This window comes from Streptomyces sp. NPDC052396, from assembly GCF_044593195.1.
Lineage (GTDB): Bacteria > Actinomycetota > Actinomycetes > Streptomycetales > Streptomycetaceae > Streptomyces.
The window spans coordinates 201,747-223,523 of the sequence record NZ_JBIUAW010000006.1; the positions used below are offsets into that span (position 1 = coordinate 201,747).

A 21,777-nucleotide genomic window follows, 5' to 3' on the forward strand; every position below is an offset into this window, starting at 1 on the left:
ACGGCATGCCGCTCAATGACATGCCATGGTGGCGCTGGCGAGCGAATGTGCGCTCCGCGCTGCACATGCTCTCGGACCCGGACTTCCAGCGGGAGTGCTGGCTCGCCGGGCGCGAGGGCTATGGGGACGTGACCGACGCCGTCTACCGGCTGGTCGAGGACACCTGGCTGGACAACTGGTCGGCCGAGAAGTACGTGGGCACGGTCTTCCGTGACTCCGGCGAGGCCGCCCTGGTGGACCTGGCCGTGCTCCGCGTTCTGCGGATCATGCACCAGGTGGGGGCGGACGCCCCGGTCTCCGCCTTCCTGGAACACCACGGCTGGCCCGAAGCGATGCGGGCGGCCCGCGAGGCCCATGTCCGGATGGCGGCGGGCGATGGCGACGACCCGGATGTGCCGCCGCGCTCGCTGCCGGTGCTCGCCATGCTCACCCGGGTCTGAGGGTCTGAGGGTCTGACGGAGCCGACGGGTCCGGCCCGGTCGGGGCCGGGCCATGGGTGTGCGACGCTATTGGGCTATGAACGCCTCGCAGCCCGCCCCGGCCGGCCAGTACGTCCTGACCCTCTCCTGCCCGGACAAGCAGGGCATCGTGCACGCGGTGTCCAGCTATCTGTTCATGACCGGCTGCAACATCGAGGACAGCCAGCAGTTCGGCGACCACGACACCGGGCTGTTCTTTATGCGGGTGCACTTCGGGGCCGAGGCTCCGGTGACGCTGGAGAAGCTGCGGGCCAGCTTCGCGGCCGTCGGGGACTCCTTCCAGATGGACTGGCAGATCCACCGGGCCGACGAGAAGATGCGGATCGTGCTGATGGTGTCCAAGTTCGGGCACTGCCTCAACGACCTGCTGTTCCGCTCCCGGATCGGCGCCCTGCCGGTGGAGATCGCGGCCGTGGTCTCCAACCACACCGACTTCGCCGAGCTGGTCGCCTCCTACGGCGTGCCCTTCCACCACATCCCGGTGACCAAGGAGAACAAGTCGGAGGCCGAGGCCAGGCTGCTGGAGCTGGTCCGCGCGGAGAACGTGGAACTGGTGGTGCTGGCCCGCTATATGCAGGTGCTCTCCGACAACCTCTGCAAGGAGCTGTCGGGCCGGATCATCAACATCCACCACTCCTTCCTGCCGAGCTTCAAGGGCGCCAAGCCGTACCACCAGGCACACGCCCGGGGCGTCAAGCTGATCGGTGCCACCGCCCACTATGTGACCGCCGACCTCGATGAGGGCCCGATCATCGAGCAGGAGGTCGAGCGGGTGGGACACCAGGTGACCCCGGAACAGCTGGTGGCGGTGGGCCGGGACGTGGAGTGCCAGGCGCTCGCTCGTGCCGTGAAGTGGCACAGCGAGCACCGGGTGCTCCTCAACGGCAGCCGTACCGTCGTCTTCGCCTGACCCCCGTCATGGCCGGGACAGCGAGGCGGTCGCGAAGAGCACATCGCGGATCGCCTCGAGGTCGCCGTCCTGCCCGGCGGCCGCCTCCTGCGGGGGTATCCGCCCGGCGGCCAGCCGGCAGAACTCCACGCCCTCCAGGGCCACATGGGCCACCTCCGCCTCGCGGGCGGCGGTGACCGTGGGCGAGTCCAGCGCGATGTACCAGTGGCCGCCGCCGCTGCCCTCGATCTCCAGGTGCAGCGAGCGGCCCGCGGCGGCGGCCGAGCGCAGCATGTGCGGCGGCGGTGCCAGTCCGGCCCGGCGGCGCCTGGCGATCACCCGGGGCAGCATCCGGGCGGCCAGGTCGATCATGTGGTTGAGGTGGGACGGGGCCGGCGGCCCATAGGGGTAGTCCACCGCCTCGGCGATGTCCTCGGCATGCACCCAGCACTCAAAGGCGCGGTCCAGGAAGGCATCGCTCATCGGCAGGCTGAACGTGCCGTAGTCCACGGGCAGTTGGGCGATCCGGTCGTCGGCGAAGGACACCGAGCGGACCAGGGCCCGCCCCTGTTCGCGCCAGTGCCCGCGCACCTCGGTGACCGGGCGGCCGCCCTCGTCCGGGGCCCCGGTGCGGGCGGCGGACGGGCCGGCGGTCAGCGGACCGGACGGGCCGAGGGCCTCGGCGATCAGGCCGTCCACCGCGGTGAGATGGCTGATCACCGTGGCCACGGTGGCGTCCCGGGTGGCCGGGCGCCGGCCGTCGAACCAGGCCAGCCGCACCGGAGCCCGCCAGTCCGCCTCGTCGATGTCCCGCAGCAGGGCGTCCAGCCGGGCGGTCTCCGCCTAGTACGGCACCGCCCAGGCGGGCACCGGAACCCGGGCCGGGCGGCGGCCCAGGCAGTGCGCCAGCACCCGGGAGCGCAGCGCCGGATCCAGGTCCAGACTGTCCTCGGGGTGCAGCAGCGCCACCGCGTCCCGCAGCCGCAGGGCCTCCTCCGCGCAGTCGGCGCAGTCGGTCAGATGGGTCTCCACGGCGGCGGTCTCCTCCGCCGAGCAGGCGGCCAGCGCCCAGGCGCCGAGCAGGGACTTGAGCAGCTTGTGGGGGACGGCCGGGCTCATCGTGGACTCCCGGCATCCGGCGGCGCCATGGCCTGGGGCCGGCGGGGCCCCTGGTGTGCGGTGGAGAGCAGTTGCAGACCGAGGCGGAGCCGGCGGCGGGCCTCGTCCTCGGTGACGCCCAGGCCGGCGGCGGCCCGGGCGCAGTCCAGCCGGTGGAAGTAGGCCAGGTCCAGGGCCTCGCGCAGCGGGGCGGGCATGGAGCTGACGATGTAGTCGGCGCGGGCGGCGGCGGAGGCGGCGTGCACCTTCTCCTCGATCTCCCGTGGTCCGGCGGCGCCCTCGCTCGCCTCCCGCCGCAGCCGGGCGACCGCCTGCCGGTGGGTGAGTGAGGCCACCCAGGAGCGTAACGAGCCGTCCTTGGGGTCGTACTCCTCCGGGTGTTCCCAGACATGGCCGAAGACCTCGCGGGTGACCCGGTCCGCGCCGGCCTCGTCGCCCAGCACCCGGTGGGCCAGGCCGTGCACCAGGGAGGCGAAGCGGTCGTAGAGCTCACCGAGGGCGGCGGCCTCGCCATGCGCCAGTCGCTGCTGCATCCTGCGGTCCCACCGGGGTGGTGCCTCGTTCGTCATGTCGCCCCCTGATCGCTTGCCTGGTGCCGCGCCTTGTGCCGTGCCCGTGCCGTGCGTGCTCACCCAGGTGTCTCGCATGGGTGTACGTCGTACTGATGCCCAAAGACGCTCCCCGCCCACTGTCACATGCTCATCGAATGTAGTGGGCGGGTCGGACGGTGATCGCTCCTTCGGGGCGAAAACCGGTGATCGCTGCCCACGTCAGGGCTCTGGCTGGTATGGCTATGTTCGCTTTATGGCGTTCTGGTCGATCGGCGTGGATCGGCCCTGGCCGAATGTGCCGATGTGTTATGCGGGTGTGACCGTATCCCGGGGAATCCCGGGGAAGGACCGCTTCAGGGCTGGGCATAGGCTCAGCGGCGGCCGGCCCATGCCAGTCATCGATCTTGATGCGCACCGCAGGCGTGCGCCGGGCGGCCTTACCGCGGAAGGGCTCATTCCGAAACCCGGAGAACGACGAGTGAAAGGGCTCGGGCGCGTGGCATTGAAGGTGTCGGAGCACGAGCGGGGGAACTGGGCCGTGCTCCAGGTCTGCGGCGAGATGGATCTGGTGACCGCCCCCGCGGTCCGCCAGCATGTCCATGAGGCGGTGGCCGAGGGACGGCGGAGTCTGGTGCTGGACCTGGCCGAAGTGCGGTTCTGTGACTCCAGCGGGGTGGGGGTGCTGATCGCCGCCCGGCGGCTGCTGCGGTCCTGCCAGGGCCGGCTGCGGCTGATCCTGCCCGCGCAGGGGGCGGTCGAGGGGTCGCACGTCAACCGGGTGCTGGCGGCGTTGGGGGTGCGCCGGCTGTTCGAGGTCTATCCCGATTTGGCCAGTGCGACGGAGGAGGGTGCGGACCCGTTGTCCGCGTAAGCGCTCCGCGTAGCGCTCCGCTGGGAACGGGGTTGCTTATGCGGTCGGGCGGCTGCGGGTTGGTGGTGGCTGGCCGCGCCCACGCGGCGGAGCCGCATGATGACGCTGCCCCGCGCCCCCAGGGCGCCCCTTAGGGCGCCGGGAAGTCGGCCCGCACTACGAAGCCGCCGTCCTCCGTGGGCTCCGCCCGCAGCGTGCCGCCCAGGCTCTGGGCCCGTTCCCGCAGGCCGACCAGGCCGTGGCCGCCGCCGGGCAGGCCGGGGGCCGGTACCGCCGCGTCCGGAGGGCCGTTGCGGACCTCCACCCGCAGCCCGCCGTCCGGTTCGCTCAGCCGCACCCGTACCGCCGCGCCGGGGGCGTGTTTGCGCACATTGGTCAGTGCCTCCTGCACGGTGCGGAAGGCGGCCCGTTCCACCGCCTCCGAGTGCCGCCCGGCCGGGCTCATGGCGTTCTCGAAGGTCACGTTCAGCGCGCTCAGCTCGAGCAGCCGGGGCAGGTCGTCCAGCTCGGGCTGGGGAGTGAGCTCCTCGGTGTCGGCGCCCGCCGCGCGCAGGATGCCGACCATATGCCGCAGTTCGTCCAGGGTCCGTACGGACAGCTCGCGGATGGTGCGCGCGCCCGCCCGCGCCCGGGTGTCCTTGGTGCTGACCAGGACCGCCCCGGCCTGCAGGCTGATCAGGCTGACCTGGTGGGCGACCACATCGTGCATCTCCCGGGCCAGCCGGGCCCGCTCGGTGGCCAGCACCCGGTCGGCCAGCAGCCGGTCCTCGCGCTCCCGGCTGCGGGTCAGCTCCGCCAGGCGCGCGGCCAGCTCCCGCCGGGTACGGGCCAGCAGGCCCACCGCGATCGGGGTGATGGCGTCGGCCACCGCGTCCACCAGGTCCAGCGCCACCTGCCGGTGCGGGCTCAGCGACAGGTGGGACAGGGGGTACGGCAGGAAGTGCGCGGCCGCCAGCAGCAGCCCGCACCCCGTCAGCAGCCGGCGGTCCGGGCGGCGGGCGGCCACCGTGTAGAGCGCGATCAGCGGTGCGAACCAGATGTAGCCGATATAGATCCCGGGCAGGGTCAGCAGGAAGACGGTCACCGGGAAGCGCCGCCGGGCCGGCAGCGCCACGGCGGCCAGCAGCGACAGCGCCAGCGGCAGTCCGGGGGCTATCCCATTGACCAGGAACGCCTCCGCCAGCGCCAGCAGCGCCGGGAGGACCACCGGTGCCCAGCGCGGAAAACGGCTCACCGGGACCCGTCCCCGCCCGCCGGACCACTCGTGCCCAGCAGCCCGGCCCGGTCCGCGACCACCGCCGCCTGCACCCGGTTGACCCCGCCCAGCTTGACCAGCACCGCCCGCACATGGTCCTTGACCGTGCTGGGCGCCAGCCCCATCCGCTCGGCTATCTGCGGATTGGCCAGCCCCGCGGCCAGGTGGCCCAGCACCTCCCGCTCGCGCGGGGTCAGCGTCCCCACCGCCCGGACCGCCGTGCCCTTGGCCTCCGAGGCCAGATAGCCGCCGATCACCGCCCGGGTCACCCCGGGGTCCAGCACACTGCCGCCCGCCGCCAGGGTGCGCACCGCCCGTACCAGCTGTTCGGGGTCGGTGTCCTTGAGCAGGAAGCCCGAGGCCCCGGCGGTCAGCGCGGCGGCCAGATATTCATCGGCGTCGAAGGTGGTGAGCATGGCCACCACCGGCGGCCGGGGCAGCGCGCGCAGCTCCGCCAGCACGGTCAGCCCCGGCACATCCGGCATCCGGATGTCCAGCAGCACCACCTCGGGGGCGTGGGCGAGCACGGTGTCCACGGCCTGCCCGCCGCCGCAGTCCGCGACGACCTCGATATCCGGGGCCGAGCCCAGGATCATCCGCAGCCCGGACCGGACGAGCCGTTCGTCGTCCACCACCGCAACACGGATCACTCGCCACTCCCTCGTCCCATGGGCATCTCCAGCCTGCCGCACTGACAGGCGCACCACATCTTCCGGGATCTTTAGGATTTTCCTTCCCGGCCCGCCGTCGGGCAGAGTGCTGTTTATGCTGCTCAACGCCAGGATCCGGTTTCACAGCGCCGTTGCCGTCACCGCCTGCGCCGTGCTGGCGACCGGCTGCGGCGGAAAGGCGCAGTCCGCGGCCCCGGCCGGTAGCGGCAGGGTGACGGTCTCCTATGCGGAACCCCGGGACGACGGTGCCGACGAGCGGCCCTTCCTGCGCAAGCACCGGCTGCCGGAGCGGGTCGCGGACGACCTCAACCGCACTGTGCGCCTCCCGGAGCCCATACGCATAGTCAGCCGCACCTGTGACGGGGACAGCGACTACCCCGAATACGACGATGAGCAGGGCCGGATCGTCCTCTGCTACGACTATGTGGACGAGGTGCGCGCCATGTTCAAGGCCGCCCGGGACGAGGACCCGGACGGGCGGACCGCCGGTGTGATCACCGAATCGCTCTACCACGAGGCCGCGCACGCCCTGGCGGACAAGCTTCAACTCCCCTTCACCGGCCATGAGGAGGATGTCGCCGACCAGTTCGCGGCGTACCGGATGATCCCGCGTGGCGCCCAGGGCCGGGACGGCCTGCTGGCCGCCGCCGACAACTACGCCCAGTCCGCCGCCGGCGACGAGGACGAGGAGGACTTCGACCCCTCCGACGAACACGCCCCGGACGCGGTGCGCGCCGCCAACTACCGCTGCTACCTCTATGGTTCCCGGCCCAAGGAGGCCGACCGGCTGATCGACGGCACTCTGCTCACCGATGAACGGGCGCGCGGCTGCGGCGAGGAGTACCGGGCGCTGCGGCGGGGCTGGGACAAGCTGCTGGCGCCACACGCCCGTTGAGCACCGGTGCGCCTACCCGTTGCGGGCGGGTCAGCACGGGCCCAGGGTGGTGGTGCCGGGCGCCGCCCGGTGCCCCAGTCCGGTGCGGTAGGCGCCCAGCGCCGCCTCGGTGCGGCCGCCCCGCCACAGCAGATCGCCCAACAACCGGCATAGATCGGCCAGATCGCCGGCCGCGCCGGTGCGCTCCAGCAGGGACAGCGCCGCGCAGTAGTGCTCCTCCGCCGCCTCGGTGTCCCCGCCCTCCTCCGCCATGATCCCCAGCAGCCGGTGCGCCCCGCCCGCGTGCACCGCGCCCCGCTCGTCGCCCAGCGCCGAGGGTGCCAGCAGCGGGCGCAGCAGCTCCGCAGCCTCGGCCGCCTTGCCGCGCCGCCGCAGCACATCCGCCAGTTCCACCTCGACCTGGCCGGTGAACAGCGCGGCCCGTTTGGCGGCCAGCATCTCGCGGGCGGTGCGCAGTTCATGTTCGGCGGCGTCCAGATCGCCCTCCTGGGCGTGCACATAGCCGCGCATCCAGTGGCAGTGCGCCAGTTCGGTGCGGATGCTCAGCTGTTCGTAGAGTTCCTGTGCCTTGGCCAGCGAGCGGCCCGCCTCGGCGATCCGGCCCTCGGCCACCAGCGTCCGGGCGACCGCCCGGTGGGTGCCGGCGACCAGGGTGGGGTTGTCCACCAGCGGGGCCAGCGCCAGCGCCAGTTCGGCGGCGTGCGCGGCCCGGGCGTACGCCCCCATGTCCATATAGGGGCCGATGGCCGCGGTGTGCAGCGCGAGCAGCGATTGCGGGTCATCCGGCCCGGCGGTGGACAGTTCGTCGATGGCGGTCTGCAGCAGATGGCAGGCGTAGCGCAGTTCGCCGGCCAGCAGATGGGCGGTGGCCCGGCCGCGCAGGGCCGGCACCCGGTGCGCCAGGGGCTCACCGGCGAGCAGGAGTTCGGCCTGGGCGAAGTGGTCGCGGGCGGCCGCCGGTTCGCCGGACTCCAGGGCGCAGTCGCCCAGCCCCTGGAGGGCGGCGGCCTGTTCGGCCACCAGCCGGTGCTCGGCCGCCTCCGCGCACAGGGCGCGGAAGACGGCCGCGGCATCCTCGGCGGCCCCGGTGGTCAGTATCCGCCGGGCCAGGGCCAGGCGCGGTGCGAAGTCGGCCGGCCCGCGCGCCGGTATGTCCTGGGTGCTGCTGTTCTCGGCCACGTCCACCCCTGGGTTGATGACGTCGCGGTCAAGCGGTGGGTTGCGCCCTCATGGGGTCATCTATGCCCAGAACAGGCGCATTTCGCTCCTCCCGCGCCCCCGCTCGCACCCATGCCGCTCAACCGATACCGCTCAACCATGTCGCTCAACCATGTCGCTCACCGGACCAGTTCGCGCTCCAGGGGCGTACGGAACCGGGGTGTGACCCGCACCGTACCCAGCCAGGAGGCCAGCCGCCGGGCCTCGTCCTCGATCGCTACCGTCGCCTCACGGCCCACATCCGCCAGCAGGCACCACACCACTTCACCGTCGGCCCGCTGGGCCCAGCCGCCCACAATGCGGCCGTTCCACCACACGGTGGGGCCGATATTGCCCGCCCGGTCGAACAGGGCGGGTACGTCCCCGGGGGAGAGATACCAGTCACGGCCGCGCCAGCCCATGGCGGTCGGGTCCAGCGCGGGCAGCAGCGCCGCCCAGGGCGCCGGCTCCTCCGCATGGTCCGGCTCCTCCGGATCGTCCGGCAGTACGTACCCCGTGCCCACGTCCGTCAACTCGGCCTGGACGGCACCCATATCGGCCAGGGCCCCGCGAGTGTCGCGCAGCGTCCAGCCGGTCCACCACTTGAGGTCGGCCTCGGTGGCCGGGCCGAAGGCGGCCAGCCAGCGCCGGGCCAGTTCGGCCCTGGCCTCCCGCTCGGGCAGTTCCGGCAGCCGGGGAGCCGGCGCCCAGGGGTAGCTGCTGCTGGTCCAGGAGCCGCGCGGCCGGGCCCGCCGCAGCTGACCGTCACAGGCCAGCAGGCGCACCACCCGGCTGCCCACGCTCTGCCGGGACTGGTACGGCTTGCCGCGCGAGACGATGACCGACTCCCGCAACGCCGGGATCTCCTGGGCCAGTTCGGCGGTGGTGGCCTCGCCACGGGCCGCCAGTACGTCCAGTACCCGGCGCTCCACCGCGGCCAGCCGGCGCTCGTCCCACGCGGTGCCGTCCTCGCCATGCTCCCGCAGGAATTTCAGCACCGTCCGGCGCTCCCGGGCCTGGATCGCCCGGCCCGTGGAGGACTCCACATACGGCGCCATGTCGAGGGTCACCGCGAACAGGGTGTGCCGCATGGAGAGCAGCTTCACCAGCGTCACATCCTGGTAGAGGGCGCGCTCCACCTCGTCGGGGGAGGGCGCGGCCAGCCGGGCACCGGCGGACAGGTACACCGTGGCGGCATCGCTGGCATGCAGCCCCACCAGGGCGTCGGCCACCGCCTCGACGGTGTCCGCGCGCAGCGCCGGCAGCAGGAGGTGACGGCGGGCCAGCCGGGCGCGGCGTTGGCCGTCGGTGATGCGGAGGGTGCTCATGGGGGTGAGGGTAGGGGCCGTCCAGGTCGCCGGCTGTCCGCTATCCGTCCTTCTTGGCCCGGCCGGGGAACGAAGGTTCCCGGGCGGCGCCCTCACCGGTCGTGTTCCGTGTGCGGGCTGCCGGTGGCCGGTCGCGCCCACGCGGCGGAGCCGCATGACGCGACCGCCCGCGCCCCTGGCGGGGCCCCGTGCGGCAAGATGTGCGCATGGGGAGCTTCGCCGTGGACGGTGACGCGCAGGACGGTCTGATCGCCGGCCGCTACCGGCTGGGCCGCCGCATCGGCCGGGGCGGCATGGGCACCGTCTGGCGTGCCACCGATGAACTCCTGGGCCGCGAGGTGGCGGTGAAGGAGCTGCACACCGAGGACGGCGCGGGACAGCGGCAGGACCTCACCCTCCGGGAGGCCCGCACGGTGGCGCTGATCAAGCACCCCAATGTCATGGTGCTGCATGACATCGTGGCGCAGGACGGCCGCCCGTGGATCGTGATGGAGCTGATCGACGGCCGTTCGCTCGCCGACCGGCTGGCGGCCGAGGGCCCGGTCGGCCCCCGGGAGGCGGCCCGCATCGGGATCGCCCTGCTGGGCGCGCTGCGCGCCGCCCATGACCGGGGCGTACTGCACCGGGACATCAAACCGCCCAATGTCCTGATCGAGTCCGGCACCGACCGGGTGGTGCTCACCGACTTCGGGATCGCCCAGGTCCCCGGCGCCACCACGCTCACCGACACCGGGGCCTTCGTCGGCTCGCCCGAGTACACCGCGCCGGAGCGGATGTCCGGCGGCCGGGCCGGGCCGGAGTCCGACCTGTGGTCGCTGGGGGTGCTGCTGTGCGCCGCGCTCAGCGGTGAATCCCCGTTCCGCCGTGATTCCCTGGGCGGCATCCTGCACGCGGTGGTCTATGACGAGATCCGCCCGCCGGAGTCGGCCGGTGAACTGCTGCCCGTGGTGCGCGGGCTGCTGGAGCGGGACCCGGCCCGCCGGATGGCCGGGGACGAGGCGGAGCGGCTGCTGCGCGGATACCTGGAGACCGGCCGGACACCCGCCCCCTCGGTGCACTACACACCGACCCAGCGCAGTGTGCCCACACCCGCCGCGCCCCCGGGCGCCGCGGCCGCGCCCCGGCGGTCCGCCCGGGTCCGTACCGCGCTGCTGGCGGCGCTGGCCGTGATCACCCTGGCCGGGCTGGGGGCCGGGGTGGCCGCCACCCTGCTGGACCGGCACGAGGACCGGGAGGACGCCAAGGCGGCCCGCTCCGCGAGCCGTTCCCCGGCGCGGCCGCCCACCACCGCACCGGCCGCCTCCTCCCCGCCGCCCGCGCCGGCCACCGCCGCCGTGAACGCGCCGGACGGCTTCCACGCCGTCCAGGACCCGGCCGGCTTCGCGTTCGCCGTGCCGGACGGCTACGCCCGCTCCTTTGAACCGCCCCGGGTCTTCTACTATTCGCCCGGCAAGGAGTTCCGCATCGGCATCCTCATCCAGGACCCGCAGGACGGCGGCCCCATCGGCACCATGCGCACCTCCGCCTCCCAGGCCCCGGACCGCTACCCCGGCTACCGCGACGGCCGGGTGGCGCAGACCCGGCACCGCGGCGGGTCAGCCGCCACCTGGGAGTTCACCTGGGACGGCTTCGACAGGGCGGAGGGCCCTCGGCACACCTACGACCTCAGCTGGAACGAGGCGGACAAGATGTACGACGTCTGGGTCTCCGCCCCGGAGGCCAAGTCGGAGGAGGGCCGCCGCTACTTCCGGACCGTGCTGGACACCTTCGCCAGAACCCGGCCGTCCTCGGGTTCCTGACGCGACCGCCGGCCGTCCTGCCCCCAGGGGCTACCGGCGGGTACCAAAACCGGGGGAGCGCCCCTACGCTCGCCCTCATGACTGCAGCGCACTCGCGGCACCAATCCACCGGCGGCGGCAACCCGGTGGCCCCTCCGGCCGGACGCACGGCGGCCGATGTGGTCACCCCCGAGCTGGTGGCCCGGCTGACGCACCCGGTGGCCGGCACCGGCCGCACCGTCAGCCACACGCCGTTCACCGGCAAGGTCCTCGCCGAACTGCCGGAATCCACCCCCGAGGATGTCGCCGCGGCCTTCGCCCGGGCCCGCGCGGCCCAGCGCCGCTGGGCCGGGGTGCCGGTGCGCTCCCGGGCCGCGGTCCTCACCCGCTTCCACGACCTGCTGCTGGCCCGCCAGTCGGAGGTCCTGGACCTGATCCAGCTGGAGACCGGCAAGGCCCGGCTGCACGCCCATGAGGAGGTGCAGGCGGTCGCGGTGGCCGCCCGCCACTACGGCCTGGCCGGCCCGGGCTATCTGCGGCCGCGCCGGCACATCGGCGTCCTCCCGCTGCTCACCAAGGTCACCGAACTGCGAGTGCCGCGTGGGGTGGTGGGGCAGATCGCGCCCTGGAACTATCCGCTGGAACTCTCCGTGGGCGACGCCCTGCCCGCCTTCGCGGCCGGCAACGCGGTGGTGATGAAGCCGGACACCGAGACCGCGCTCACCGCCCTGTGGGCCCGCGAACTTCTGGTGGAGGCAGGGCTTCCGGAAGATCTCTGGCAGGTGGTGCTGGGCGAGGGACCGGTGGTGGGCCCGGCGGTGGTCGCCCACGCCGACTATGTCATCTTCACCGGCTCCACCCGCACCGGCCGCGAGGTCGCCCAGGGCGCCGCCGTCCGGCTGGTGGGCTGCTCCCTGGAACTCGGCGGCAAGAACGCCATGGTGGTGCTGGACGACGCCGATGTGGACAAGGCCGCGGCCGGCGCGGTGCGCGCCTGCTTCTCCTCGGCCGGCCAGCTGTGCATCTCGGTGGAGCGGCTGTTCGTCCACTCCTCCGTCGCCGGCAGGTTCCTGGACCGCTTCACCGCCCGTACCCGGGCCATGCGGCTGGGCGCCTCGCTGGCCTATGGCGCCGACATGGGATCGCTGGCCTCCGAGCGCCAACTGGCCGCCGTGACCCGGCATGTGGAGGACGCGGTGGCCAAGGGCGCCACGGTCCTGGCCGGCGGCCGCCCCCGCCCCGACATCGGGCCGCTGTTCTATGAGCCGACCATCCTGGACGGCGTCGGCCCGGAGATGACGGTATGCGCCGAGGAGACCTTCGGCCCGGTGGTCTCCGTCTACCGCTTCGACCAGGAGGACGAGGCCGTGGAGCGCGCCAACGCCACCCCCTACGGCCTCAACTCCAGTGTCTGGACCCGCGATGCCCGCCGCGGCCGGGCGGTGGCGGCCCGGCTGCGCAGCGGCACGGTCAATGTCAACGAGGGCTATGCGGCGGCCTATGGCAGCGTCCGGGCGCCCATGGGCGGCATGGGCGACTCCGGCCTCGGCCGCCGGCACGGGGCGGAGGGCATCATGAAGTTCACCGAGGCACAGACCGTCGCCGAGCAGCGGGTGATGCCGATGGCACCGGCCTTCGGCCTGGACGACCAGGCGTACGCCCGGCTGCTGACCGGCGGGCTGCGGGCGCTGAAGACGCTGCGGCTGCGCTGAGGAGGGCGGCGGCGTGGACTATGACGTGATCGTGGTCGGCTCGGGCTTCGGCGGCGCGGTGGCCGCCCTGCGGCTGACCGAAAAGGGCTACCGGGTGGGGGTGCTGGAGGCGGGCCGCCGCTTCACCCCCGAGACCCTGCCCAGGAACTCCTGGGACCTGCGCAACTACCTCTGGGCGCCCCGGTTCGGCCTCTACGGCATCCAGCGCGTCCATCTGCTGGGCAAGGTGATGGTGCTGGCCGGGGCGGGCGTGGGCGGCGGCTCGCTCAACTACGCCAACACCCTCTATGTCCCGCCCCGGGCCTTCTTCGACGACCCCCAGTGGGCCGGCATCACCGACTGGCAGCGGGAGTTGGGCCCGTACTACGAACAGGCCCGGCGGATGCTGGGCGTCCGGCTCAACCCGACCACCACGCCCTCCGACGTCCATCTCAAGGCGGCCGCCGAGCGGATGGGCATCGGCCACACCTTCCACCCGGCCCCGGTCGGCGTGTTCTTCGGGGACGGACAGGACGCCGACGGCACGGTACGGGCCCGGCCGGGCCAGGAGGTGCCCGATCCCTACTTCGGCGGCGCGGGACCCGCCCGCCGGGCCTGCACCGAGTGCGGCGAGTGCATGACCGGCTGCCGGCACGGCGCCAAGAACACCCTCAACGAGAACTACCTCCACCTCGCCGAACGGGCCGGGGCGGTGATCCACCCGATGACCACGGTCCTCGCGGTGGGTGAACACCCCGACGGCGGCCACCGGGTGGCCATCGTCCCCACCGACCGGCGCCGGGCGCGGCCCAGGGTGCTGCGCGCCGGACAGGTGGTGATCGCCGCCGGCACCTATGGCACCCAGACGCTGCTGCACACCATGCGGGACACCGGCACCCTGCCCCGGCTCTCCGCCCGGCTGGGCGAGCTGACCCGCACCAACTCCGAGGCGCTGTGCGGCGCGCAGACCGACGACCGCCGCTACCGCAAGGCCCATGGCGAGCGGAAGGCCGACTTCACCCGGGGCGTGGCCATCACCTCCTCGGTGCACCCCAACCCCGACACCCATATCGAGCCGGTGCGGTACGGCAAGGGGTCCAACGCCATGGGCCTGCTGTCCGTCCTCCAGGTGCCGGTGGGCACCCGGGCGCCCCGGGCGGTGGCCTTCGCCGGCCGGTGCGCACGCCACCCGCTGCTGCTGCTCCGCTCGCTGTCCAACCGCCGCTGGTCCGAACACACCATCATCGCCCTGGTGATGCAGTCCCTGGACAACTCGCTGACCACGTACCGGCGGAAGCGGGGACCGGGCAAGGGGCTGCTCACCGCCCGGCAGGGGCATGGCGCCCCCAACCCCCAGCAGATCCCTGAGGCGGCCGAGGCGGCCACCCAACTGGCCCGGGAGATCAACGGGTTCGCCGGCAGTAACGTCGGCGAGCTGATCGGCACCCCGCTGACCGCGCACTTCCTGGGCGGCTGCCCGATCGGCGCCGACCGGGACAGCGGGGTCATCGACCCCTACCACCGGCTCTACGGGCACCCGGGGATCTCGGTGGTGGACGGGGCGGCGGTCTCCGCCAACCTGGGCGTCAACCCGTCGCTGACCATCACCGCCCAGGCGGAACGGGCCATGGCGCTGTGGCCCAACAAGGGCGAGGCCGACCCCCGGCCCGCCCAGGACGAGGAGTACCGGCCGCTGACCGCGGTGGCCCCCCGCCATCCCGCGGTCCCCGAGGGGGCGTTCGGCGCCCTGCGGCTGCCTTTCCTTCCGGTGCCGGAGGTGCCGCCCAAGGGGTGCCCCGAAGGGGCCCCTTAAGGGGCGCGGGGCAGCAGTGATGTGCGGCTCCACCGCGTGGGCGCGACCAGCCACCCACGGTCCGCAGTTGAACGCCTAGCGGTGGCCCCTACCCGTGGCGCGCCGCCGGGAAAGCACCACCGCCCCGGCCCCGGCGAGCACCGCGGCCCCGCTCAGCGCCCCCAGCGCCGGCATCGCCGAGGACGAACCGGTATGGGCCAGCTCGCCGGTGACCGGCAGCTTGGACAACTCGCCCTGCGGCGCGGGCCGGTTGGACTCCGAGTCCGACTTGTCCGTGGGCCTGGCCTCACCCTGATGCTCCGGCTTGCTGCCGGCCGCCAGCACCTCGAAGGAGTAGGAGGTGCCCGGCGAGTAGCCGCAGCCGTGGTCGGCGGTGCGGTAGTAGCCGACCTGGAAGGCGGCCCCGGTCCCGGCGGGCGCCTTGGCGTCGACCGCCAGCCGCAGCCGGGCGTTGGCATGGTGACCCGGCCGCAGCACCGGCACCTCGGCGAAGTAGCCGGAGCCATAGCGGATGGTCTGCCACCGGCGGGCGCCCGGGTCGTACCACTGCAGCCGCAGGTGCTCGCTGGTCTCGGTGGCACCCCGGTAGGAGAAGACCTCCACATAGGCGGCCACCGAGTGCAGCTCCCGGGCGGAGGTGTTGCTCACCCGGTAGGTGAACTCATGCCAGCCCGAGCCGGCCACCAACTGGCCGGGCAGGCCGTGCAGTTCGGTCCGGGCGAGGGCGGAGTCCGCCGTGCAGGGGGTCGGGGTGGCGGTCGCGGTGGGCCCGGCCGTGGTGGTGCTCGCGGACGGTTCCGGCGCCGTGGCGGTGGAAGTGGAGGTGGCGGTGGAAGTGGTGGACGGGGCGGTGGCCGGGGCCGTGCCGGGCCGAGTCGCCGCCGGATCAGGGGACTTGGGAGGCTGCTCCGGGCCGGCGGTGGTCGTGGCGCTGGGCGTCACGGTGGCGGACGGCTGCTCCGCCGCCATGGCGGACGTCGCGGTGAGCAGCGCGGCGGGGCCGACGGTGGCAGCGGCGGCCACCGCCACCAGAGCACGGCGAAGCTTCATGGAGCCCTCTCCCGGGATCAGTGCGTTAGCACGTACATGACCAGTCGCCCCAATGAAGGGTTGTACGGGGCCGGAACCGCCCGGGGTGTGATTGATCTCACCTGGTCGCGGCGGGGTGCGCCGGGCAGGCGAAGGGCCCCGGGCCGTCTACGCGGGGGCGAGCGGACGGCCACGGGGCCCTTGAGTGCCGGCACCGAGGGTCAGGGTGGCCCGGTGCCGCGGCGCGGCGCCGGGGGGAGCGCCGCTGGCTGGGGAAGTGGTTGAACCAATGTCGGTGCTGGGCAAGGGACTTGGTGTTCCCTTTGCATCGTGGGGTATGGACCTGGCCGGGCGCAACCGTTCGGGCCGGATACGGCCGGCTCCAGGCGTCCCCGGAACCGGCCGCCCTTGGATGGCGACCGGGCTGCTGTCCCCTGCTGACCGATCACCGCCACCGGAGCGAGGTCCCATGAGGCGCGTCCGGGCGCGTCTCACACTCCGGTGGTTCCGCCCCGTCGATGTCGGGCGCCCAGCTGAACGGGGGCGGAGGCCACGCGTGGATTTCTTGGGGTTTCCCCGCCCGGGCGAGACCGGGCTCGGGGGAGAGGCCGCTCCTGGCTGGCGCGGCAACCCGTCCAACGAAGCCCGTCCCGAGCCGGTCACGCTTCGTACGAGTGATGGGCCGGGCGCCAGGTTTCCCCGCGCCCGGGCGTCCGGCGGCGGTCAGACCCGGCCCCGGCACAGCTCCAGCAGGGTCATCGCCAGCGCGGTACCGCTGCGGCCCAGCTGCTCGCTGTAGTGGTGGAGCACCTCCATCTCCCGGGAGAAGCTGATCCGCCGCCCGCCGGAGCCGATGCGCTCGCGCTGGATCGCCGAGGAGACGGCCATCCGCTCCTGGATCAGCCCGATGATGCGGCCGTCCAGCTCGTCGATCCGCTCCCGGGCGTCCGTGATCATGCCGGCCGCCTCCGGGGTGCGGGCGCCGGTGTCCTTGCCGGCGTCCTTGGCGGTGGCCTTGATGCTGTCCGTGGTCATGTCCGTGTCTCCTGGGGTCCGGCCCCGGCGAACGGCCCCCGGCCTGTGGAGACTGTGGAAAACGACACAGCGCCCCGGGCCTTGGGCCGGCCCGGGGCGCTGTGTCGAAGTCGCTTGTCAGTGGTTCAAGCAGCACGACCATGGCAGCCGGACGGGCCGGTGCCATACGTAAAGACGAAGGTCGTGTGCTGACGCATGGGGCTCAGTATGGCCTCCGGGCGGCCGCAGAACCAATCCGGGGATAAATCCGGGGCCGGTCCGGGCCCGGGTCCGGGGCGGGGCCCGGCGCCGGATTGCGGCTGGTTTGGGACCCCTCCGGGACCGGTTTTGGAGCCCGGAGTGGGATGCGATTCGGATGGTGAGACAAAAGCAAGCACCCGCGCGCCGGTAGAATCGACAAAGAGAGAGACCCATCCCCGATCCGCCGGAAGGCCGCCGAAGTGTCATCAGCGACTCAAGCCGCCGCCCACGACCACACCGCGGAGCCGGTGCTCGTTGTCGACTTCGGTGCGCAGTACGCCCAGCTCATCGCCCGCCGCGTCCGTGAGGCGCGGGTCTACAGCGAGATCGTTCCGTCCACCATGCCGGTGGCCGAGATGCTCGCCAAGAACCCCAAGGCGATCATCCTGTCCGGCGGCCCCTCGTCGGTCTATGAAGAGGGCGCCCCGCAGCTCGACCGCGCCATCTTCGAGGCCGGGGTCCCCGTCTTCGGTATGTGCTACGGCTTCCAGCTGATGGCCACCGCCCTCGGCGGCACCGTGGACAACAACGGCGCCCGGGAGTACGGCCGCACCCCCCTGCATGTCTCCAAGTCCGGCTCCACCCTCTTCGAGGGCACCCCGGACGAGCAGTCGGTGTGGATGTCGCACGGCGACGCCTGCTCCGCCGCCCCCGAGGGCTTCACCGTCACCGCCTCCACCGACCAGGTGCCGGTGGCCGCCTTCGAGAACGACGAGAAGAAGCTCTACGGCGTGCAGTACCACCCCGAGGTGATGCACTCCACCCACGGCCAGCTGGTCCTGGAGCACTTCCTCTACCGGGGCGCGGGCATCGAGCCCACCTGGACCACCGGCAATGTCATCGAGGAGCAGATCGAGGCGATCCGCGCCCAGGTCGGCACCAAGCGCGCCATCTGCGGCCTGTCCGGCGGCGTGGACTCCGCGGTCGCGGCCGCTCTGGTGCAGAAGGCCATCGGCTCCCAGCTGACCTGCGTGTACGTCGACCACGGCCTGATGCGCAAGGGCGAGACCGAGCAGGTCGAGAAGGACTTTGTGGCCGCCACCGGCGTGCAGCTGAAGGTGGTCGACGCCCAGGAGCAGTTCCTGGTCGCGCTCGCCGGGGTCAGTGACCCCGAGGAGAAGCGGAAGATCATCGGCCGGGAGTTCATCCGGGTCTTCGAGCAGGCCCAGGCCGAGATCATCGCCGAGGGCGACGAGAGCGGCGAGCCCGTCGAGTTCCTGGTCCAGGGCACCCTCTACCCGGACGTCGTCGAATCCGGCGGCGGCACCGGCACCGCCAACATCAAGTCCCACCACAATGTGGGCGGCCTGCCGGAGGACCTGGAGTTCAAGCTGGTCGAGCCGCTGCGCCAGCTGTTCAAGGACGAGGTCCGGATGGTCGGCCAGGAGCTGGGCCTGCCGGACGAGATCGTCCTCCGCCAGCCCTTCCCCGGCCCCGGCCTGGGCATCCGCATCGTCGGCGAGGTCACCCGGGAGCGCCTGGACCTGCTGCGCGAGGCCGACGCCATCGCCCGCGAGGAGCTGACCGCCGCCGGTCTGGACCGCGAGATCTGGCAGTGCCCGGTGGTGCTGCTCGCCGACGTCCGCTCGGTCGGCGTCCAGGGCGACGGCCGCACCTACGGCCACCCGGTGGTGCTGCGCCCGGTCTCCTCCGAGGACGCCATGACCGCCGACTGGTCGCGCCTGCCGTACGAGGTCCTGGCCCGGATCTCCACGCGCATCACCAATGAGGTGCGTGACGTCAACCGAGTGGTGCTGGATGTGACCAGCAAGCCGCCGGCCACGATCGAGTGGGAGTAACAGCTTCCGGCGCTGCCGGCTGCTGACCGCGCCGTTTCCCGTCCATCCGGACGGGGGCGGCGCGGTCGTCGTTTCAGCGCTCTTCCAGTGCCCGCCGCCAGACCGGGCTCTCCACATAGTGGTTGTCATAGCGCTCCGAACTGTCCCTGATCTCCTGGACGGTCGCCTCGCCGCGGTACACCCGCTCCAGCAGCCGGTAGTAGTCGAACCGGTGCAGCCCCGGGGTGAAGACCACCAGCAGTTCCGCCTCCTCGCCAGGCGCCGGAGCGAAGGCGTGCGGCACGGTCGGCGGGACCGTCAGGAAGTCGCCCCGGCCCAGGATGAGCACCTCGTCCCGCACCAGGAACCGCATCTTCCCGCCGAGCACCAGGAACATCTCGGTGGCCTTGGTGTGAAAGTGCGCGGGCGCGCCGGGCGAACCCTTGGCCAGCGTGGCCCGGTTGGCGGTGAGCGCCCCACCGGTCGCGTCCGCGTCCGTGAGCAGGGTGATCAGGCTGGCCGCACCGTCCTGGACGGTCTCGGCCTCGGCGGCCCGCACCAGGACGGGGTGTGCGTGGCTGGCGGTGTTCATGGGTGCTCCTCGGGGTCGCGGGTGGTGCCGATGGGCGGGGGAGTTGGCCGGCACCCATGAATCTAGGGGTGCGAAAGACCCGTTCCCTGGTGCATTTCAGGGGCGATTTCCGTGGTCAATTGCGTAGGAGGAAAGCCTGTTGTGCGGGAGAGCCGGGCTGCCCTAAGGTAGATAGCGAGACGAGACGTCTCGTCTGAATTCCTCATTCCGGAGGTGTGCGCCATGGAGCGTGTGATCGATCTCGAGTCCGGTGTCCGGCTGTGGACCGAGACCCGCGGCAACCCGTCCCATCCGCCGTTGCTGCTGGTCATGGGCGCGGGTGCGGCCGGGCTCACCTGGCCCGAGGCGCTGGTGGACGCCCTGGCGGAGCGGCACTTTGTGATCCGCTACGACCACCGGGACACCGGCCGCTCGACCTGGGCGTATGAGCAGCGCCCGTACCGCCTGGCCGACCTCGCCGACGACGCCCTGGCGGTGCTGGACGCCCATGATGTGCGGCGGGCCCACCTGGTCGGCATGTCGATGGGCGGCGTACTGGTTCAGCTGATCCTGGCCGACCATCCGGAGCGGGTGGCGCGTGCCACCCTGTTCGGCACCTGCGCACTCAGTGAGGCACCGCTGGTGGAGCCGGACGGAACGCGGATCCCGGTGGCGGAGCTGCCGGGTCCGGACGCCCGGCTGCTGGAGTTCTGGGCGCAGCCGGTGGCGGACCATGGCATGGAGGCGGAGCTGGAGCGGCGGGTGGCGCACTGGCGGCTGCTGAACGGCGATCAACTCCCCTTTGACGACAGGGAATTCCGCTCCCTGGAGCGCCGCATCATCGAACACACCGGTCACCACCGGCCGTCCACCGCGCATGCGCTGGCCGACCAGTCGGACCTGGTGCGCACGGAGGCGCTGGCGCGCAACACGGTGCCGGTGACGGTCGTGGAGTCCCCCGCCGACCCGGTGTGGCGCCCGGCTCACGCCCGTCACCTGGGGCAGGTGATCGCGGGGGCGCGGGTGGTGGCGGTGCGGGGGATGGGGCATGCGGTTGCTGGTGAGTGCGTGGGGGAGCTGGCCGCGGTGATCGGTGGGTGACCGGGGTGTGGTCGGTCAATGACTTGGGTGTCGGTCGTTCGTTTGGGTGGGGTGTCTTGGTTTGGGGTCGGTAGGCTCGCTGTGGGCGCGAGACTCCGTGGCATGGGAGCAACCATGAGTGCTGCCCCCGAGTTCGAGCTGGATGAGCGGTACAACTACCCGGTGCCCCCGCCGGGGGGTTGGACGGCGGAGGATCTTGACCGGCTTCCGCATCTGCCCAGGCGTACCGAGCTGATCGACGGGAGCCTCGTCTTTATGAGCCCGCAGGGGCTGAAGCTTGATGTCCCGTTCCCCGTCGACATCGACCTCACTGCGATCAGCAAGCGGCGGCCGCTCTAGGGCAATTGGCAGCATGTGGCCCCTGGGTACTGGTCCAGGTTAATACCCGGCGGTAGCTTCCGGTCCGTACGCAACTCGTACGCACTCCGCGCATGCACGGTGCGCACTTCGCACGCACCCATATGCGTGGACCGCCCGGAGGAGATCCGCCGATGCCCGAACCACAACAACCCCCATCTCAGCCTCAGTCGCAGGCGCAGTCCGTACAGCCCCGGCAGTCGCCGGCGCCCAAGCCCCCCGCCCCCATCCCCGCCGAAAAACTCCGGTTCGCCATGCCGCCGGAGCACAAGTCCGTTACGGATGAGCGGAGTTACCGCAAGCAGCGGCTGGCCGCCGCCCTCCGGCTCTTCGGCCGGTTCGGCTTCGAGGAGGGCGTCGCGGGCCATATCACCGCCCGGGACCCGGAGTTCACGGATCACTTCTGGGTCAACCCCTTCGGGATGTCCTTCAAGCACATCACCGTCAGCGACCTGATCATGGTGAATCACCAGGGCCAGGTCGTGGAGGGCCGCCACCATGTCAACCAGGCGGCGTTCGCCATCCATTCGCAGATACACCGGGCCCGGCCGGATGTGGTGGCCGCCGCGCACAGCCACTCCACCTACGGCCGGGCCCTGTCCTCGCTGGGCGAGTTGCTGGAACCGATCACCCAGGACGTCTGTGCCTTCTACGAGGACCACGCCCTGTTCGACGACTACACCGGTGTGGTGGTGGACGAGGAGGAGGGCCGCCGCATCGCCGCCGCCCTCGGCTCGTACAAGGCCGTGATCCTGCGCAACCATGGGCTGCTGACCGTCGGCGACTCGGTGGACGCCGCCGCCTGGTGGTTCATCACCATGGAGCGCTCCTGTCAGGTGCAACTGGCCGCCAAGGCGGCCGGGAAGCCGGTGCGCATCAGTCCCGGTCATGCCAAGCACACCCATGGGCAACTGGGCAATGACCTCGCGGCGTGGATCAACTACCAGCCGCTCTACCAGCAGATCGTCCGCAGTGAGCCGGAGCTGCTCGACTGAGCGGCTTCCTGGGTCTGCTGCGGGACCCCCGCCCATGGGAGGGGGGCGGGATCGTCCTCCTGGGCCCTTTGATGCTGTTTTGCGCTGCTTAGCATGGTGGGAAGCCGGGGCACAGACACCCCGGCTTCGTCCTG

At 72.3% G+C, this 21,777-nt stretch carries 20 protein-coding genes and 1 pseudogene; 11 read left to right on the forward strand and 10 right to left on the reverse strand.

Translation table 11 applies throughout. The features are described 5' to 3' along the window. Positions 1–5: 5 nt before the first annotated feature. Positions 6–440, forward strand: a complete 435-nt coding sequence (locus ACIHFE_RS17510) for a hypothetical protein (protein WP_400107392.1) — start codon at positions 6–8, stop codon at positions 438–440. A 76-nt stretch (positions 441–516) separates the two neighbouring features. Then, positions 517–1,389, forward strand: a complete 873-nt coding sequence (gene purU / locus ACIHFE_RS17515; RefSeq protein WP_400107394.1) for a formyltetrahydrofolate deformylase — start codon at positions 517–519, stop codon at positions 1,387–1,389. Positions 1,390–1,395: 6 nt separating this feature from the next. On the opposite strand, the gene ACIHFE_RS17520 is transcribed toward purU, so the two are convergent. The 3 genes from ACIHFE_RS17520 to ACIHFE_RS17530 are packed head-to-tail and all read right to left on the reverse strand — an operon-like array spanning position 1,396 to position 3,056. Further along, the gene (locus tag ACIHFE_RS17520; protein WP_400108023.1) at positions 1,396–2,196 is read right to left on the reverse strand and encodes a maleylpyruvate isomerase family mycothiol-dependent enzyme; all 801 of its coding nucleotides are present in this window, start codon (positions 2,194–2,196) and stop codon (positions 1,396–1,398) included. A 15-nt stretch (positions 2,197–2,211) separates the two neighbouring features. Then, positions 2,212–2,487: an anti-sigma factor family protein gene (locus tag ACIHFE_RS17525; RefSeq protein ID WP_400107396.1), complete on the reverse strand. Its 276-nt coding sequence runs from the start codon at positions 2,485–2,487 to the stop codon at positions 2,212–2,214. Further along, positions 2,484–3,056 carry a sigma-70 family RNA polymerase sigma factor gene (locus ACIHFE_RS17530; RefSeq protein ID WP_400107397.1) on the reverse strand — a complete coding sequence of 191 codons (573 nt, stop codon included), beginning with the start codon at positions 3,054–3,056 and terminating at the stop codon, positions 2,484–2,486. Before ACIHFE_RS17530 ends, ACIHFE_RS17525 begins: the two co-directional genes overlap by 4 nt. 478 nt (positions 3,057–3,534) lie before the next feature. On the opposite strand from ACIHFE_RS17530, the gene ACIHFE_RS17535 reads away from it, so the two are divergent. Continuing rightward, positions 3,535–3,909, forward strand: a complete 375-nt coding sequence (locus tag ACIHFE_RS17535) for an STAS domain-containing protein (RefSeq protein WP_400107399.1) — start codon at positions 3,535–3,537, stop codon at positions 3,907–3,909. A gap of 130 nt (positions 3,910–4,039) precedes the next feature. Here the strand turns inward: ACIHFE_RS17535 and ACIHFE_RS17540 are convergent, their stop codons facing one another. Next, positions 4,040–5,143, reverse strand: coding sequence for a sensor histidine kinase (locus tag ACIHFE_RS17540; protein ID WP_400107401.1), 1,104 nt, complete (start codon positions 5,141–5,143; stop codon positions 4,040–4,042). Next, complete coding sequence (locus ACIHFE_RS17545) at positions 5,140–5,814, reverse strand: response regulator (RefSeq protein WP_400107403.1); 675 nt, start codon at positions 5,812–5,814, stop codon at positions 5,140–5,142. The genes ACIHFE_RS17540 and ACIHFE_RS17545 overlap by 4 nt, the downstream gene beginning before the upstream one ends. Before the next feature lie 115 nt (positions 5,815–5,929). Here ACIHFE_RS17545 and ACIHFE_RS17550 point away from each other — a divergent pair, with 115 nt between their 5' ends. Next, a complete protein-coding gene (locus ACIHFE_RS17550; protein WP_400107405.1) occupies positions 5,930–6,730 on the forward strand; it encodes a DUF4344 domain-containing metallopeptidase in 801 nt (266 codons plus the stop codon). A gap of 30 nt (positions 6,731–6,760) precedes the next feature. On the opposite strand, the gene ACIHFE_RS17555 is transcribed toward ACIHFE_RS17550, so the two are convergent. Together ACIHFE_RS17555 and ACIHFE_RS17560 are read right to left on the reverse strand one after the other, a co-directional pair. Then, positions 6,761–7,909 carry a tetratricopeptide repeat protein gene (locus tag ACIHFE_RS17555; protein WP_400107407.1) on the reverse strand — a complete coding sequence of 383 codons (1,149 nt, stop codon included), beginning with the start codon at positions 7,907–7,909 and terminating at the stop codon, positions 6,761–6,763. 158 nt (positions 7,910–8,067) lie between these two features. After that, positions 8,068–9,255 carry a winged helix DNA-binding domain-containing protein gene (locus tag ACIHFE_RS17560; protein ID WP_400107409.1) on the reverse strand — a complete coding sequence of 396 codons (1,188 nt, stop codon included), beginning with the start codon at positions 9,253–9,255 and terminating at the stop codon, positions 8,068–8,070. A gap of 206 nt (positions 9,256–9,461) precedes the next feature. Here ACIHFE_RS17560 and ACIHFE_RS17565 point away from each other — a divergent pair, with 206 nt between their 5' ends. The 3 genes from ACIHFE_RS17565 (at position 9,462) to ACIHFE_RS17575 (ending at position 14,537) form a co-directional block, all read left to right on the forward strand. Beyond that, positions 9,462–11,054: a serine/threonine-protein kinase gene (locus tag ACIHFE_RS17565; protein WP_400107410.1), complete on the forward strand. Its 1,593-nt coding sequence runs from the start codon at positions 9,462–9,464 to the stop codon at positions 11,052–11,054. Between the two features lie 77 nt (positions 11,055–11,131). Continuing rightward, positions 11,132–12,745: a succinic semialdehyde dehydrogenase gene (locus ACIHFE_RS17570; RefSeq protein WP_400107412.1), complete on the forward strand. Its 1,614-nt coding sequence runs from the start codon at positions 11,132–11,134 to the stop codon at positions 12,743–12,745. A 13-nt stretch (positions 12,746–12,758) separates the two neighbouring features. Further along, positions 12,759–14,537 carry a GMC oxidoreductase gene (locus ACIHFE_RS17575; protein ID WP_400107414.1) on the forward strand — a complete coding sequence of 593 codons (1,779 nt, stop codon included), beginning with the start codon at positions 12,759–12,761 and terminating at the stop codon, positions 14,535–14,537. 75 nt (positions 14,538–14,612) lie between these two features. Here the strand turns inward: ACIHFE_RS17575 and ACIHFE_RS17580 are convergent, their stop codons facing one another. Together ACIHFE_RS17580 and ACIHFE_RS17585 are read right to left on the reverse strand one after the other, a co-directional pair. Then, positions 14,613–15,587 (reverse strand): hypothetical protein, encoded by a 975-nt coding sequence (locus tag ACIHFE_RS17580; protein WP_400107416.1) that lies wholly within the window; start codon positions 15,585–15,587, stop codon positions 14,613–14,615. Positions 15,588–16,289: 702 nt separating this feature from the next. Beyond that, the gene (locus ACIHFE_RS17585; RefSeq protein WP_400107418.1) at positions 16,290–16,601 is read right to left on the reverse strand and encodes a chorismate mutase; all 312 of its coding nucleotides are present in this window, start codon (positions 16,599–16,601) and stop codon (positions 16,290–16,292) included. 440 nt (positions 16,602–17,041) lie between these two features. Here ACIHFE_RS17585 and guaA point away from each other — a divergent pair, with 440 nt between their 5' ends. Continuing rightward, positions 17,042–18,640: a glutamine-hydrolyzing GMP synthase gene (gene guaA, locus ACIHFE_RS17590; protein ID WP_400107420.1), complete on the forward strand. Its 1,599-nt coding sequence runs from the start codon at positions 17,042–17,044 to the stop codon at positions 18,638–18,640. Between the two features lie 73 nt (positions 18,641–18,713). On the opposite strand, the gene ACIHFE_RS17595 is transcribed toward guaA, so the two are convergent. Then, positions 18,714–19,211, reverse strand: a complete 498-nt coding sequence (locus tag ACIHFE_RS17595; RefSeq protein ID WP_400107422.1) for a cupin domain-containing protein — start codon at positions 19,209–19,211, stop codon at positions 18,714–18,716. A 222-nt stretch (positions 19,212–19,433) separates the two neighbouring features. Between ACIHFE_RS17595 and ACIHFE_RS17600 the strand changes: the two genes are divergently transcribed. The 3 genes and pseudogenes from ACIHFE_RS17600 (at position 19,434) to ACIHFE_RS17610 (ending at position 21,643) form a co-directional block, all read left to right on the forward strand. Continuing rightward, positions 19,434–20,291: an alpha/beta fold hydrolase gene (locus ACIHFE_RS17600; protein WP_400107424.1), complete on the forward strand. Its 858-nt coding sequence runs from the start codon at positions 19,434–19,436 to the stop codon at positions 20,289–20,291. Between the two features lie 114 nt (positions 20,292–20,405). Beyond that, positions 20,406–20,558: pseudogene (locus tag ACIHFE_RS17605) on the forward strand (Uma2 family endonuclease); the annotation flags it as partial. 224 nt (positions 20,559–20,782) lie between these two features. After that, a complete protein-coding gene (locus ACIHFE_RS17610) occupies positions 20,783–21,643 on the forward strand; it encodes a class II aldolase/adducin family protein (RefSeq protein ID WP_400107425.1) in 861 nt (286 codons plus the stop codon). Positions 21,644–21,777 lie beyond the last annotated feature (134 nt).